The 16,175-nt window shown below is 54.4% G+C and carries 10 protein-coding genes; 6 read left to right on the forward strand and 4 right to left on the reverse strand.

Annotated elements, in window-relative coordinates:
* Positions 1-5: 5 nt before the first annotated feature.
* The 3 genes from leuD to HCR00_RS03170 are packed head-to-tail and all read right to left on the reverse strand — an operon-like array spanning position 6 to position 3,100.
* Positions 6-593 (reverse strand): 3-isopropylmalate dehydratase small subunit, encoded by a 588-nt coding sequence (leuD, locus tag HCR00_RS03160; RefSeq protein ID WP_167142667.1) that lies wholly within the window; start codon positions 591-593, stop codon positions 6-8.
* Positions 593-2,074 (reverse strand): 3-isopropylmalate dehydratase large subunit, encoded by a 1,482-nt coding sequence (leuC, locus tag HCR00_RS03165; protein WP_167142669.1) that lies wholly within the window; start codon positions 2,072-2,074, stop codon positions 593-595. Before leuC ends, leuD begins: the two co-directional genes overlap by 1 nt.
* Positions 2,075-2,086: 12 nt before the next feature.
* Complete coding sequence (locus HCR00_RS03170; protein ID WP_166987448.1) at positions 2,087-3,100, reverse strand: TerC family protein; 1,014 nt, start codon at positions 3,098-3,100, stop codon at positions 2,087-2,089.
* A 312-nt stretch (positions 3,101-3,412) separates the two neighbouring features.
* Between HCR00_RS03170 and HCR00_RS03175 the strand changes: the two genes are divergently transcribed.
* The 6 genes from HCR00_RS03175 to HCR00_RS03200 all read left to right on the forward strand — a co-directional run bounded on the left by HCR00_RS03175 (position 3,413) and on the right by HCR00_RS03200 (position 14,086).
* Complete coding sequence (locus HCR00_RS03175) at positions 3,413-4,111, forward strand: queuosine precursor transporter (protein WP_167142672.1); 699 nt, start codon at positions 3,413-3,415, stop codon at positions 4,109-4,111.
* Between the two features lie 36 nt (positions 4,112-4,147).
* The gene (locus tag HCR00_RS03180) at positions 4,148-4,507 is read left to right on the forward strand and encodes a hypothetical protein (protein WP_167142675.1); all 360 of its coding nucleotides are present in this window, start codon (positions 4,148-4,150) and stop codon (positions 4,505-4,507) included.
* 104 nt (positions 4,508-4,611) lie between these two features.
* Positions 4,612-6,783, forward strand: a complete 2,172-nt coding sequence (locus tag HCR00_RS03185; protein ID WP_167142677.1) for a S9 family peptidase — start codon at positions 4,612-4,614, stop codon at positions 6,781-6,783.
* A gap of 64 nt (positions 6,784-6,847) precedes the next feature.
* Positions 6,848-9,616, forward strand: a complete 2,769-nt coding sequence (locus HCR00_RS03190; RefSeq protein ID WP_167142680.1) for a type I restriction-modification system subunit M — start codon at positions 6,848-6,850, stop codon at positions 9,614-9,616.
* Positions 9,613-10,821: a restriction endonuclease subunit S gene (locus HCR00_RS03195; protein WP_167142684.1), complete on the forward strand. Its 1,209-nt coding sequence runs from the start codon at positions 9,613-9,615 to the stop codon at positions 10,819-10,821. Before HCR00_RS03190 ends, HCR00_RS03195 begins: the two co-directional genes overlap by 4 nt.
* A 16-nt stretch (positions 10,822-10,837) precedes the next feature.
* On the forward strand, positions 10,838-14,086 hold the full coding sequence (locus tag HCR00_RS03200) for a type I restriction endonuclease subunit R, EcoR124 family (protein ID WP_167142687.1): 3,249 nt from the start codon (positions 10,838-10,840) through the stop codon (positions 14,084-14,086).
* Between the two features lie 23 nt (positions 14,087-14,109).
* Here HCR00_RS03200 and HCR00_RS03205 read toward each other — a convergent pair whose 3' ends face one another.
* Positions 14,110-16,131, reverse strand: a complete 2,022-nt coding sequence (locus tag HCR00_RS03205; RefSeq protein WP_167142690.1) for a S9 family peptidase — start codon at positions 16,129-16,131, stop codon at positions 14,110-14,112.
* Positions 16,132-16,175 lie beyond the last annotated feature (44 nt).

Below are 16,175 nucleotides of genomic sequence, written 5' to 3' on the forward strand. Positions count from 1 at the left end.
ATTAACTAGATAGTTGTTGGCATCCAGGTCGGACGCTGCGCTTCGTAGGCGGCTATCGCATCTTCATTTTGCAGTGTTAGAGAGATATCGTCTAAGCCCTCTAACAGTCTCCATCGAGTGTACTCGTCTATTTGAAACCGTAGCTTGAGGTCTTTGCAGGTGATTGTTAACTCTTCGAGATCAACCGTGACATCAGCTTCCGGGTCTGCGTCAAGCAGCTGCCACAGTTGAGAGGTCTCATCTTCAGTAATTTGGGCGGTTAAAAGCCCCTGCTTGCCAGCATTACCGCGGAAGATATCACCGAATCTGGCAGAGATCACAACACGAAAACCAAAGTCACGCAGCGCCCACACAGCGTGCTCACGCGATGAGCCAATGCCAAAATCTGGGCCAGCCACAAGCACTTTCGCGCTCTTTGCCGGTTCGTGGTTGAGAAGGAAGTCTGGATCCTGCCGCCAGTTGAAAAACAGCGCGTCTTCAAAACCTGTTTTCGTGATCCGCTTTAAAAACTGCGCCGGCAGAATTTGATCAGTGTCAATGTTTGCCAGCTGGATGGCAGCAGCCTTCCCGGTCACTATTCTTATTGGCTCCATTAGCGCCCCTCCTCAATAGTTGCAACCGGTTTAGCATCGTAAGTTATTCCATTGCGCGCGTCTTCGGCAAGATCCCACGGGCTTGACAGCGTTCCGCGAATGGCTGTTGCTGCGGCGACAAGCGGTGACACCAGGTGTGTGCGGCCGCCTTTGCCCTGCCTGCCCTCAAAGTTGCGGTTTGAGGTTGAGGCGCATCTCTCCCCCGGCGTCAGCTGGTCGGGGTTCATGCCGAGGCACATTGAGCAGCCGGCAAACCGCCACTCGCCGCCGAATTCTTTAATAACCCTGTCGATGCCCTCTGCTTCGGCCTCTAACCGCACGCGCGCAGAGCCGGGCACAACCATCAGGCGCAGGCCGTCAGCCTTCTTTTTACCCTTAATAATTTTGGCGAACTCACGCAGATCTTCGACCCGTGAGTTGGTGCACGAACCCATAAAAACGGTGTCAACGCGAATGTCTTTCAGCGGCGTTCCGGGCCTTAGATCCATATATTCGAGCGCCCGTTCTGCCGCTGCCCTATCGTTCTGGTCGGTAAATTGGGAGGGATCGGGGATAGCCTCTGACAGCGGCACCCCCTGCCCTGGATTGGTGCCCCATGTGACGAACGGCTCAAGCTTGGAAGCGTCGATAAAAACCTCTTTATCGAATTTGGCTCCCTCATCTGTTGGCAGCGTCTTCCAATACGCTACGGCTTCGTCCCAGTCTTTCCCTTTGGGGGCGCGCTCACGGCCCTTCACATACTCGAATGTTGTGTCGTCGGGCGCAACCATGCCCGCGCGGGCACCTGCTTCAATGCTCATGTTGCAGATTGTCATGCGCCCCTCCATGGAGAGAGAGCGGATCGTTGAGCCGCGATACTCAAGCACATAACCCTGCCCGCCACCGGTGCCAATTTTTGCAATAACCGCAAGAATTATGTCTTTTGCGGTGACCCCTGGGCGCAGCTCACCCTCGACATTGATCGCCATCGTCTTAAAGGGTTTGAGCGGGAGAGTCTGGGTGGCAAACACGTGCTCTACCTCACTGGTGCCGATCCCGAAAGCCATTGCCCCAAAGGCGCCGTGGGTTGAGGTGTGTGAGTCACCGCACACAACGGTAATGCCCGGCATGGTGAGACCGAGCTGCGGGCCCATCAGGTGCACGATCCCCTGCTCTTTATCGCCCAGCGGGTGCGCCCGCACACCAAACTCTTTCACATTCTGTCTGAGAGTTTCGATCTGCAGTCTGCTTGTCGGGTCGGCGATCTGCCGAGTGATGTTGATGGTCGGGGTGTTGTGGTCTTCTGTTGCAACCGTCAGGTCAACGCGCCGCAACGGCCTGTTTGCCATGCGCAGCCCGTCAAATGCTTGTGCGCTGGTGACTTCGTGAATCAGGTGCAGATCGATATAGATCAGATCTGGCTCACCGTTTTCGCCTTTGACCACAACATGACTGTCCCAGACCTTCTCAGCAAGTGTGCGGGGTTTGGTTTTCGCAGTCAAGTAGCTCGCCTCCTATAGGTCGCCGGCACCGAAGGTTGGCTTGTGGCCTTCCTTATTCTCTGTTTTCTTCATTTTAATCAAGCTTGCAACGGTTGCGACCGCCATGCAAACCACAATAACCCCCAGCGAGAACCAGGTGCTCGGGGTTGGGATCCAAGAAATGTGTTCACCGTTATTAATGAACGGCAGCTCGTTGTGGCTTGCAGCGTGCAGCACGAGTTTCACACCGATATAGGCCAGAATTGCGGCTATGCCGTAGTGCAGGTATTCGAGGCGTTCGAGCAAACCGCCAAGCAGGAAGTAGAGCTGACGCAGACCCATGAGCGCAAAAACGTTGGCGGTAAACACGATGAATGGGCTCTGTGTGATACCGAAAATTGCGGGGATCGAGTCGAGCGCAAACAGGATGTCTGTTGATCCGAGGGCGAAGAGCACAAGCAGGAACGGTGTGAAATAGCGTTTGCCGTCTGCCACAACAGACAGTTTTGCGCCGTGGAAATCGTCAGTGAAGGGCAGCACGCGTTTGATTGTGCGCACCGCCAAACCTTCAGAGTGGTCATCGTCTTCATCGTGTTTCACCTGTTTCCAGGCGGTCCAGATCAGCCAGGCACCAAAAATATAGAAGATCCAGCTGAACTGCTCAATCAGCGCTGCGCCTGCGAGGATAAAAATACCGCGGAATATGAGCGCCAGGATGATACCGATCATCAGCGCCCGCTGCACGTATTCGTGCGGCACTTTAAAGGCGCCAAGGATCATAACGAAAACAAACAGGTTGTCTATCGAAAGTGAATACTCTGTGAGCCAGCCGGCGAGAAATTCTGAGCCGTGCTGCGCGTCGCCGAGCACGAACATGCAACCGGCAAAAACGAGGGCGAGCCCGACATAAAAACCGACCCACAGGGCCGCCTCACGCATGCTCGGAACGTGCGGACGTTTAATGATCAGCAGCAGGTCGATAATCAAAATGGCGAGCAAGGCCACCATTGAGCCTATTTCAAACCACACTGGCAGAGCGGATTCCAAAATTTATCTCCTTCTAAACGCGCTTGTGCGCTGTCTGAAGGTCTCTTCCCGGCAGCTTGCCAATTAAGAACCAGCTGCCGCGCCTGCACCGGTCGCTCGTTAGCGACGTACTGACGACACAGGCGAAGCGGAATACTCCCCTTCTGCAGAGCACCATTATATCCGTCTGCAACCGTGAAAGAATCTAATTTTTCTGGCAGAATATCTAATGCTTAAGCACCACTCGGGGCAGCGGGTGAGCGCGGGGCCGCAGAGGCCGTGACACCGACGTGCATCATTCTCAACACAATGAGTTAAGGATTTGTTGCTGTTATGAACGCTGCTCCTGAAAAAAATCTACCCACTATCGCGCGTTTTGCTTCTGGCGGATCCGGCATCTACGCAACCCTGCTTGCGGTTATGGCCGTAGTGCTGATTCTGTCTAATATTGGCGCTTCAAAGGGTGTAATTATCGGCCCGCTTGTCACCGATGGCGGTTTTTTCCTCTTCCCGCTCGCTTATATTGTTGGTGATCTTGTTTCGGAAGTTTACGGTTTTAAGAAGGCACGGCTGGCCATCACGGTTAGTTTTCTGCTCTCAATTTTTGCGGCCTTTTGCTATTGGGTGATTATTTGGCTCCCCGGCGCAGAGTGGTATGACGGGCAGGAGGCTCTTGAGCGCACACTCGGGCCGATCCCGCTTATTGTGCTTGCGTCTCTTGCAGCGTTCTTCGTCGGTCAGCTCTTTAACGCCTGGGTGCTTGTGCGCATGAAGCAGCGCACGGGTGAGCGTCTCCTCTTTGGGCGGATCGCGGTGTCTACCCTTGCCGGCGAGTTCGTAGATACGGTGGTCTTCTGCTCAATTGCGGCACCTGTTATCGGTATTTCAAACATCTCCACTTTTGCAAACTACGTGATTGTTGGTTTCCTGTTTAAGTCTGCGGTTGAGATAGTGCTGTCACCTGTGACTATCGCCGTGATTGGTGCTGTGAAACGCGCCGAACCTGAATACCGCGCAAACAGCGCTAAATAAGCGTCTGCTGGGGTTAAATCGGTAAGGATCGGGAGCATGACGCGAGGAAAACAACCGCACACCCCGCGCTACGAGCAGGAGGAAACGCCGCGTGATGCAGCTCCTGCGCCGTATCAACTTGACTATGACTGGGTGTGGGATGGCGCAGAGGTTAAAACGCTTGCGGTGACGGTTGTTGGCGCAAGTTTAGACGATTTTCTTGAGTCACTGGAACCGGATATTAACGGTGTGCGCGGCAGCGGCGGCTGGGCAATTTTCCCGCAAGCTCAGCCCGGTCTCTACCACTTGGTTGCGGGTGGGGAGGATGTCGCAGACGCGTTAGAGGATGCGGCAGATCGCCTGTATCAGGCGGTTAAGCAGCAGCCCGGAGCGCGTCTCTTCTGGGAACAGCTCTAGCCGCGATCCCTCCGTGCCGCCGTTATTAATAGGTGTTTAATCTGTGTCGCCTACACCGGGTCTAAAACTTTTGAGGCAGCGCAAGATTGGTTAGGCTCGACTGTATGACATTTCAAGCAGCATCGCTTCCCCCGGTTCCAGCGAAGAAACCTATCAAGCGCACGCATCACGGTGACACCGTAGTAGACAATTTTGATTGGCTGCGGGAACGGGAAAGCCAGGAGGTTTTAGAGCATCTGCACGCCGAAAACGCCTACGCAGATGAGATTCTGACCCCGCTGCACGGTTTGCGCGACAGGATTGTGGCAGAGGTGAAGAGCCACACCCAGGAGACCGATAGCTCAGTGCCCTATCGTGACGGCGATTTCTGGTATATCTCACGCACACGCGAGGGCGATAACTATCCGCGCTTTAGCCGCATCTCTGTTGCGCACTCGCCAGAGCTGCCGCAGCTTGCTGCGGCGAGCGATGAGCTGCTTGACGGCGAAGAGGTGTTTCTCGACGCTCAGGCGCTTGCCGCAGGGTGCGAGTTTTTCCAGATTGGTGGTTTCACTATCAATGAGCCAGCAAACCTGCTTGCATACAGCGTAGACACAACCGGCGGCGAAGTTTTTGACTTACGGATCGTGGATCTCAGCACCGGTCGAGTGATCGATGACGCGGTAAAGAATGTTGCATACGGGCTTGATTTCTCGATCGACGGCTCTAAGATCGTCTACGCAAAGAATGACGCGGCTTGGCGGCAGTGCGAGATTTGGGTGCACACGGTGGGTGCAGATGCCGCAACAGATCGCCTGATCTACCGTGAAAACGATGAAAAATACACAACCTACGCTGCTGCGTCACGCGGCGGCGAAGCGCTGCTCATTCACGCTGAATCGCACGCGGGGTGCGAGGTTTTCACAGTGCCGCTGGCTGATCCTGACACCACCCCGGTTTCTGTTGCTGGCCGCGTTGCCGATGTTGAATACTCGGTTGAGCACGCCGGTGATCACTATCTGGTGATCCACAACCGCGACCACGTCGGGTTCTCACTTGCCCGCCAGGAGCTTAATGTGACGGGCGCAGCGGCGCAGGATACTTGGGTAGAAATCATGGCACCCCAAAAGGGTGAACGCATCGAAGCCGTTGACGCTTTCAAAGGCCACGCGGCAGTAACGATGCGGGCGGCGGGTCTCCCCGCTATTCGTGTGCTGCCGCGAGCCCTCCCCGAAAGTGGCAGCGAAAGCGGCTGGCACGCTGAGGCCGCCTGGGATATCTCGCACGGGGGCGAGCTCGATGCGGTGTATCTCGCACACAACCGCAACTGGGATAGCGACACCATCCGCTACACACTGGAGTCACTGCTCACCCCGACAACGGTTGCTGAAGTTGCGGCAACCGGCGGGCAACCAAATATTCTCAAGGTGACTGAAGTGCCAGACTTTGAGCGCAGCAACTACGTTGAAAAACGCTTGTGGGCAACCGCTAAGGATGGCACTAAGGTGCCAATCTCACTAATGGCGCGCGCCGATGTGCAGCCCGACGGCACCAACCCCGGTTTTCTCTACGGCTACGGATCCTACGAAGCGCCTATCGACCCTAGTTTTAACGTGCTCTGGTTGAGCCTTATGGATCGCGGTGTGGTGGTTGCGATCGCGCACGTTCGCGGCGGCGGTGAGATGGGGCGCGAATGGTATTTGGACGGCAAACTAGCTAATAAAAAGAACTCGTTTAGTGATTTTGTGGATAGCGCGCACTTTCTCACCAAAGAGGGTTGGTTTGATGGGGATCGTATCGCGGCCGAGGGGCGCAGCGCGGGCGGCCTGCTCATGGGCGCGATGGTAAACCTCTCACCCGCAACATTCCGTGCCGTGTTGGCGGGGGTGCCGTTCGTTGATGCGCTCACAACGATCCTTGATCCGAGCCTCCCCCTCACCGTGGGTGAGTGGGAGGAGTGGGGCAACCCGCTCGAGAGTGCTGAGATCTATCAGTATATGAAGGAATACAGCCCCTACGAAAACATCAAGCACGAGAAGTATCCGGCGATCCTCGCCACGACTTCGCTCAACGATATTCGCGTGTTTTATGTTGAGCCGGCAAAGTGGGTGGCGCGGTTGCGTGAGGAAACAACAAACTATGAGAGCGGTGCGGCGCTTCCCGAGCGACCGATCGCATTCAAGTGTGAAATGGTGGCCGGGCACGGTGGCCGCAGCGGCCGCTACGCCCGCTGGGAGCAGCGCGCCGAAGAATACGCGTTCCTGCTCGACCAGATTGGTGCAACTGAGTTGCGGTAACTATTGCGCATGGAAGCATAGTTGTTTTTGCAATTGCCCGACGCTACGAAAGACGAAACCCCTGATGGATAAGCAACAACTCGCAGCTCAGATCTGGAAAGCCGCCAACAAAATGCGTGGCTCTTTAGACGCGAACGACTACAAAGACCTCATTCTCGGTTTAATGTTCTACAAGTTTCTATCGGGCCGAGAAGTTGAGTTCTTCCTCAAAAATGAAATTCCCGTTGAACGACTCGAGTATGAGATTACTTCTGAAAAACCGCGTCGAGTCGCTATGGCGCAAGCCTCGCTGGGGTATTTCATCGAGTACAGCGACTTGTTCTCTACGTGGGAGAAGAGGCTTCCAGATCTTCAACCTTCATGGATCACCGAAGCAGCGCTCGCTTTCGATGCCCAGGTCAACCCGCAGTACCGATCCATCTTCCATGAAATCTTTACCCCTCTGGCTTCGGCGGTGCCAAAGCTGGGAACTGATTCCACTGCGCAAGCCAAAAAACTGCGTGAGCTAATCCGTATCGTGCGCGAGATTCCTACCGATGGTCGCCAAGGATACGACGTGTTGGGGTATGTCTATGAGTATCTGATTTCTAATTTCGCTGCTAACGCGGGCAAGTCTGCTGGCGAGTTCTACACGCCCCATCAAGTCGCTTTGGTGATGGCTGAAATCGTGGGCCACCATCTGAAAGATCGGCGAGACATTCAGGTATACGACCCCACATCCGGGTCGGCTTCGCTATTGCTCAATATTGGTGACGCGATCTCCCGCCGTAGCGGCAACCCTGACTCGATTCAGTACTACGCTCAGGAGCTGAAGAAGGCCGCGTATGCGCTAACAAGAATGAACCTGGTTATGCGGGGTATCCGCCCAGCTAACATCATCACCCGCGAGGGCGACTCGCTCGGTGCAGACTGGCCGATGATCGACCCATTTACTGGCGTGTACCAAACCTTGCTGGTAGACGCCGTGGTGTCAAACCCGCCGTATTCTGCGGAGTGGGAACGCCCGAAGCTAGGTGCTGATCCGCGATTCGCCTATGGGCTCGCACCAGAAAAGACAGCCGACTATGCGTTCTTGCTCCACGAGCTCTACCACCTCAAGAGCGACGGGATACTCGCCATCGTTCTCCCGCACGGCGTACTCTTCCGCGGCGGCGAAGAAGAAGCAATCCGCACTCAACTTATCGACCGCAACCACATCGAAACCATCATCGGTCTGCCTGCCAACATTTTCTACGGGACTGGCATTGCCACCATCGTCATGATCCTGAAAAAAGAACGCGGCTCAGACGATTCCATTCTCTTCATCGACGCCTCACGCGGTTTCGAAAAAGCGGGCAAGCAGAACGAGCTGCGCGACCGTGACGTTCGAAAGATCGTCGACACCGCTATCGAACGGCGCACAGAAGACAAATACTCCAGACTCGTTAGCCGAGCAGAAATCCGCGAAAACGGCTACAACCTGAACATTCCACGCTACGTTGACTCGTCAGACCCTGCCGAGACGTGGGACATCTACGCGACCATGTTTGGTGGAATCCCACAAGAAGAAATCGACACGCTCGCCACCTACTGGGACGCCTTGCCAGGGTTGCGTGAACACATCTTCGATTCCACAACCGAGACCCACACCCACGTGCAAGACCGTATCAAGGCAGGCAACTCCCTGGCCGACTCCGTGCATCAACACCCATCTGTTGCCGCGTTCGAAGCCAGCTTTACGTCAGCTTTCACCGGATGGCCACAATCACTAAAGACTCGACTCATCTACCATCTCGCCGACGTGGAAATGACCACCATCGAGGCAGAGCTACGAACCGAACTCTTCCAGCGCTTAGCGCACGTGCCCATCATCGATGACTACTCCGTATATCAAATCTTCGCCAACCACTGGAAAGAAACCGGCAGAGACCTAGAAGTCCTTAAAGGGCAGGGCTGGGATCAAGTGCGCCGCGTCGAACCTCACTACGTCATCAAGAAAGTAAAAGGAGTCGACAAGGAAGTTCAAGAAGGATATTTTGGCACTGTCCTCCCGTTTGAGCTCGTCCAACAAGAACTCTTGGCCGAAGACTTCAGCGAACTTGAAGCTCTTCACACACGCCTAGCGCAAGCCGAGGAACGGGTAAGCGAACTATTTGACTCCCTGACAGAAGAACAACGCGGCTCCGGAGAAAACTCGGTAACCAACGCCGCCGGGGATACATTCAACGCTACCAACGTAAAAAACCGGCTCGACTCGCTCATGAAAGACATCACCTCACCCGAAATTGACGTGCTCGAAGAGTACCTCAACGCCCACGGAGCGGCACGGAAGTCTCTCGTAACGCTGCACCCAGAAGTGAACTGGGGGGCAATGACGGCGGGCAAGTCAGGCACATACACCACCACGACAGTACGCACCTATATCGACCAGCTAAAACGCGCTACAGATTTCGAAGACGACGCACTCGAACCGGTCCTCATCGAAGCACTCGACCTGCTCGACGAAGTCAAAACCGCCAAGAAGGACATCAAAACCCGAGAAGCCAAGATCCACCTTGACACCAAGCGCATTATCGAGAACCTCGATGACGATGCCGCCCGTGGTCTCCTCGCGGTTAAATGGGTCGATCGCCTACTCGACGATATAAATACCGTCCCGCATCACACCATAGAAAACCTCATCGAGGCCGTCTCGGAACTTGACGCAAAATACGACACCACCCTCTCCGACATCGGCCACAGGGCGCAAACAGCACAGCAGAATCTTTCGCGCATGATGGGGCAACTCACCGGCCCCGAACGAGACATGGAAGGCATCGCAGAACTCGCCAAGATCCTCGGAGGGCAGCAATGACAGGGGATTCTGTTCCTTCAATACGATTCGCTGGCACTGACAACAGTTGGACACGTAGAGCGCTGGGAGAAGTTTCCTGTATTAATCCAAAATCTGCGATTCCCGAGCAATTCGAATATATAGACCTCGCGTCAGTATCAGGAACAGAATTGCTGTCGCATCGGTTAGAACAGCGTGCATCTGCGCCTTTGCGAGCCCAACGTCTGGCTCAACCCGGAGATATCTTTTATCAGACCGTTCGCCCGTACCAAAAGAACAACTACTTTTTCACAAACAAAAGCACGGAAAATCAGTATGTCTTTTCTACTGGATATGCTCAACTTCGTCCCGAAATAGATGGATGCTTCTTATTTAGTTCGCTTCTACGAGACGAATTCTTGCAGCAAGTTCTCATTAGATGCACTGGAACCGGATATCCCGCCATTAATGCAAACGATCTGGCGGAAATAGAGATTAGTGTTCCTAAGGATCCAACCGAGCAAGAGGCTATCGGATCGTTATTCCATAAGTTGGATAATCTGCTTGACGCATCGGCGAAGAAGATCGAGAAGCTGAAGCAACTCAAGGCCACCATGCTCACGAAGATGTTCCCACAAGCTGGTACTGATGAACCAGATATAAGGTTTGAAGGTTTTAGTGGCGCTTGGGAGAGCCGGAGGATAATTGACGAGGTGACCATTTTCGGAGGTCTGACATACAGCCCCTCCGATATCTCCAATCGCGGCACCTTGGTTCTGCGATCTAGCAACGTACATAACGGTCATATCGTGACCAATGATTGCGTGCACGTGCGATCTGGCGCGGTCAACGTGCAAAACGTTCGCGTAAACGACATTGTAATGGTGGTGCGGAACGGTTCTCGCGCTCTCATCGGGAAGCACGCGATGATTAAACACCCGATGCCCAACACTGTTATCGGGGCGTTTATGGCATGCCTCAGAGCCGAACAACCCACCTTTATAAACGCATTGTTTAGCACAAAGGTCTTCGTCGATGAAGTAGCCAAATCGATGGGTGCAACAATCAACCAGATCACTCTAGGAATGTTTGAAGAAATGGCATTCCTTTTCCCATCCGATATCGGCGAACAACAGGCCATCGGCACCTTCTTCCACGAGCTCGATGAGCTGATCGATGGAGAGCTGCAAATGTTAGAGAAGTTGCATAATCTGAAATCGGCGTTCCTGCGGTCGATGTTCGTGTAGTTCGAAGGGGAATCCGATGGCTGATTTAGTGCATTTTGGTTCTGAACGCGAGTTTGAGGACGCGGTCGTGTCCGCGCTGACTGAGCGTCACGGCTGGTCTAAACATGTCTTGGTTCATCCGAGTGTTGATGACCTGGTAGATAACTGGGCTTCGATTGTTTTCAAGAACAACAACACCCCTCATAGACTCAACAACGTTCCGCTATCTGAGGGTGAAAAGCAGCAGCTGGTAGAGCAAATCAGCGCCCTGGCTACGCCTGCGGATGTCCAACGCTTCTTGCAAGGTAAAGAAACCACCATTCGCCGCGATCATCCAGATGACGAAGCACATAAGGGCAAGATCGTGTCGTTGACGATCTTCGACCCCAAGGAGGTTGCCGGTGGAGACTCTACGTATCAGATTGCCCGTCAGCCAGTAATACCCCGCAGTCATCCGCGCGATAGAGACCGGCGCGGGGATTTCATGCTCCTGATCTGGGGCATCCCTGTTATCCATGTTGAGTTGAAGAACCATAGCCACGACGTGTCTGAAGCGACCGGCCAGATCCACAAGTACCTGCAGTCGAACATCTTCAGTGGCTTGTTCAACGCCCTCCAGGTGTTCATCGGTATGACACCAACGGATATGCGTTACTTCGCCCGCCCAAGGGATACCAGTCATCTGACCGACATGTTTCATTTCGAGTACGCCGATTTCTATAATGAGCGCTACGAATCGTGGCAGGATATCGCGCGTCACTTTATTTCCATTCCTGCTGCTCACACACTGATCGGCGACTATCTGATCGCCGATGGGGGCGATGGAGAGCTGAAGGTGTTGCGCCCCTATCAGATGCATGCGGTGGCTGCTGTTTCGGCGCAGATGTCCAAGGTGAACCGTGTGCCTTTAGAGGATCGTGGAATCCACGATCACAAGGGCGGCTACATTTGGCATACCACGGGGTCAGGTAAGACGATGACCTCGTTTAAGACCGCGATGTTGCTGGCACGCGACAAGATTGCCGACAAAGTTGTGTTCGTTCTTGATCGCATCGAGCTCGGTGACCAATCCGAAATGGAATACCGTAATTTCGCTGGCGATGCTACAGATATTGCGCGACCTACTGCAACACGTCTCCTCGCGCGGGAGCTGCAAACCGGCACCGAGCGCCTGATTATTACGTCTTTACACAAGCTCGGGCGGCTCACGAATCCGCAGGATGAGTTTTACGCACAGACTGATTTCGAGAAAATTCAGTCTCAGCGCATTGTGTTCATTGTCGATGAGGCGCATCGGTCAACGTTTGGTGACATGTATGCCAACATTCGCCAGTGTTTCCCTCGTGCGGTGTTCTTTGGTTTCACCGGCACGCCGATTCAAGAACCCAACGCGAAAAAGTCCACGCAAACATCGGATCTTTTCGGTTCTGAGCTGCACCGTTACAGCATCTATCACGGTTTGCGTGATGGAGCAGTGTTGCGTTTCGACTATCAGCAGGTAGATATCTACCCCTACGACGAGATGCGCAAGAAGGTGGCGCTGGCGAAAGCTGGAGCCAAGACAGTCGCAGAGGTATACCAGGATGAGAAGAAGCTCGCGATTTTTAACCACTACAGCGAGCCGGACAAAATTCCGTGGGTGAGTTACCGTGACGATAAAGGGCGCTTTATCACCGGGATTGACGATCTAGCAAAGACAGCCACCTGGGAGACCCCTGAATACCAACAGGCGGTCGTCAATGAGATCCTCAAGAACTGGCTGCGCCGCTCCCAAGGCGGACAACTCCATGCGATGTTTGCAACCAGCAGCATTGAGGACGCCATCAAATACTATCGCCTGTTCCAAGACCACAACGAACAAGTATGGAAAGCCGCAGCAGACCCTACCGCCGCACCTCCTGTACTGAACCAAGAACTCAAAGTGACCGCGGTGTTTTCTGATGCAGACGAAAACGTCGGAAACCAGCAGCTGAGAACCGAAGGTATTTTCGATATCCTCGACGATTACGAAGCAATGTTCGGTGTGAGTTTTGATCGGGCAGAAATCACTGACTTCAAGTCCGACGTTGCTGACAGGCTTGCCCACAAGGACAGCCACAAACACATCAGCCAAGATAAGATGCTTGATCTTGTCATCGTAGTAGACCAGTTGCTTACCGGATACGACTCCAAATATGTCGGCACGCTCTACATGGACAAAGTCCTCGAATACGCTGACCTCGTCCAGGCAGCTTCTCGCACCAACCGTATTTACAACAAGCTCATCAAGCCTCAAGGCACCATTGTCTACTACCGCAAGCCCAAAACGATGACCCATAATTTCGAGGTCGCCTTTGACCTCTACGCTGGTGGGAACGCCCGAGGCGTGTTCATTGACCCTCTACCGGCCAACCTGCAAGCACTCAATGGCGAATATGAAGTCATCAAAGCTATCTTCACTAAGGCTAGAATTGCTGACTATTCCCATCTGCCTGACGCCCTAGAGGATCGTAAGAAGTTCGCAGTCTCTTTCTCCTATTTGGCAAGCCTGGTCGAAACAGTCAGAATCCAAGGTTTTACGTGGGATCAGCGAGTCTATCCCGGAGTAGCTCCAGGAGATCCCGACATTGAAGTATTGCTGACAAAGGAGATCTACGAGACGTGGCTCGCCCGTTACAGCGAGCTAAGTTCAGGCGGTAACCGTGAACCCGCCGAACAGGTTCCCCTCGACTTGACCTGTCTAACCTATGCGCATGATGCACAGCGCATAGACATGGAGGCTCTTGACGCAAAGTTCGACAAGTGGCGCGCAGCCGTCGCAAGCCAACAAGCCAGCCAAGCTCAGATAGATGACCTCCTTGTCGAAGTTCAGCAATATTACGTGGCTTTGACCCAAGAAGAACAGCAAGCAGCACGACGAGTTATCGCTATGATCCAGTCCGACCGCTTAGCACCAGACGATACTAAGTCTTTTCGCGATTACATCAACGAAGAGCTTTCTGCTGTGCAAGACAGCCAAATTGCTAATCTTGTCACAGCTACCGGTGTCGATGCGTTGCTGGTGAAAAATATGCTGAAAGCCTACGGCGGGCAGGGCATCACAGATGCAGATCTGCACCGATTCGGTCACTTCGACAAAATCCGTGAAACCGTCGATAGCGAAACCTTCGCCACATGGCTGAAATCAAAGAAAAACCTTGACCTGCTACCCATCGATCGTAACTGGGCAGCACAAACGCTCCTCATGGAGTTCTTCAAACGGGGTGGCATGGATATCAGTGAATGGGACGCATCCGAGTTTGAATAACTGACCCGAGTACCACAAATTACCTACCCCAGCAGCTCCGGATACTCCGTGTTCACACCCTTCACATGTCGATCCACAAACGCGAACACAGTGGCATACCAGGTCACCGAGTTATTCGGCGTTAGGATCCAGTGATTTTCATTCGGGAAGTATAGGAACCGGTGCGGGTTCTCTTCAGGAGACTTATCCCCCGCGCTCAGCAGCTCAAACCACAGCCGCAGCCCCTCACCGATTGGCACACGGTAATCTTTGTCACCGTGGATAACCAGCATCGGCGCTACAATCTCCTGCACCGCAGCTGCCGGGTTGTATTCAGCCACGTGGGAATCATCCAGGTGGGCACCCCAGAGAGACGCTGTGTCTGTAGTGTGTCGAAACTGATCCAGATTCCACAGCGAGGCGTGCGTCACAATACAGTCGAAGAAATCCCCTGTCTGGCCGGCGATCCAGTTGGCCATATAACCGCCGTATGAGCCGCCGAGCGCCGCCTTTCGATCCGCATCAATCTCAGGGCGCGCCAGAGCATCGTGCGTGCAGCGCATAATGTCATCAAACGGGCTGCCGCCAAACTCGCTCCAGCCGCGATCGAGCATCTCCTGCCCGTACCCGGTAGAGATAGCCGGATCCGGCAGCAGCACCGCGTAGCCGCGCGCCACGGCCGTCCACGGATTCCACCGCCAGGTCCATGAATTCCAGGATCCGAACGGGCCGCCGTGAATCCACAACAGCAGCGGCACCTGGTTGTCAGCGTTTGCATCTGTGGGCAGGCAGAGCCAGGAGCGGATCATAGTGCCGTCCGCAGCCTCGGTGGTGAACTCCGTGAGGGTGCCCGGAATATCGGGGGCAGCAATACCGCCCTCTATCGCTGCGAGCTGCTTGGTCTCAGGGTCGAGTCTAACCGGCAGCGGCGGCTGATCAATCGCATCCTGCAGTGCGACAACAGAGCCGTTTTGTTCATTCAGACAAAGCGCTGCATAGTGGAACTTCCCCGCTGTTAGATTAGTGACCGTTCCCGTCGCAATATCTAGGTGGAAGATGCCGCCGCGTCCTTTATGATCCGCGGTAAAGTAGGCCTCCCTCCCATCAGGGGATATCTTAAAGTCGTTCGGCCAGTCAGTGTAGCCATTAAAGGTCTTTGTTTCCGCACCCGATGCAAGATCGAGAATGAAGTGTGAGAGCTGAATCGAGACTTTGCGCGACACCTTCGGCGCACGCGTGATAACAAGAAACTTCCCGGTGGGGCTGACACCCAACAGGCTGGTGTCGTGCTCATCGTGTGCGGCAACGGTTGTAACAGTGCCGTTTGCCACGTCGATCGCCACAACCTCACTGCGCGACACGGTGCCCCGAATGCCTCGCTGCAGTGTCGCAAACACAGTGGCACCGTCGGTGCTAATAACCGCATCCAGCAACCGCTCATACGGTTTGAAGTTAGTAATCTTGCGCAACTCTAGCTGCGCCTCACTATCTGCAGGATCAAGCGGATCTGCCACAAAAACCTGGTTTACAGTTGGGCCGAGATCATGATCCCAGGCGCGCACTGGATACCCGGTGTGGAGGATGCCGGTTACCGCCTCTTCGCCACGTCTTTTTGCGATGCTGGCGTCATCGTCATCATCCTTTGCGTTAGGGTGCACACCGCTCACAAAGGCGATGCGACCGCTCTCACGCGCAACAGTAAACCCTGTAAAACCTGCATGGCGGCGCGCCACAACGCGTGCCTCACCGCCCTGCCGGGGCAGCAGAAACAGTCTTTGCTCGGTGTCTTCCTCCCCGGCATCGCGCTTCGCCGTAAACAGCACATCGCCGCCCTGGGTGAAACCCAGCAACGACTCGCCTTCTACTCCGCGGGTGAGACGACGCGGGCTCTCGCCCTCGCCACTCGGCAGCTCCCACAGCGCCGTCACGTATCCGTTTTTCTTTTTGTTGAGCTCGGTGCGGGCCGCAATCAAACGCTCACCATCGGGCGAAAGAAAAAGCCCCGTAAAACGGGGCTCGGCAACGAAAGACTTAAGATCATGAAAAATTGATTTGTTGTCGCTCATAGTCACGATCCTATCTCTAAGTTGCCGTAGGGCTTTACAGCCGA

The sequence above is a fragment of the Canibacter zhoujuaniae genome (genome assembly GCF_011752005.1).
GTDB lineage: Bacteria > Actinomycetota > Actinomycetes > Actinomycetales > Microbacteriaceae > Canibacter > Canibacter zhoujuaniae.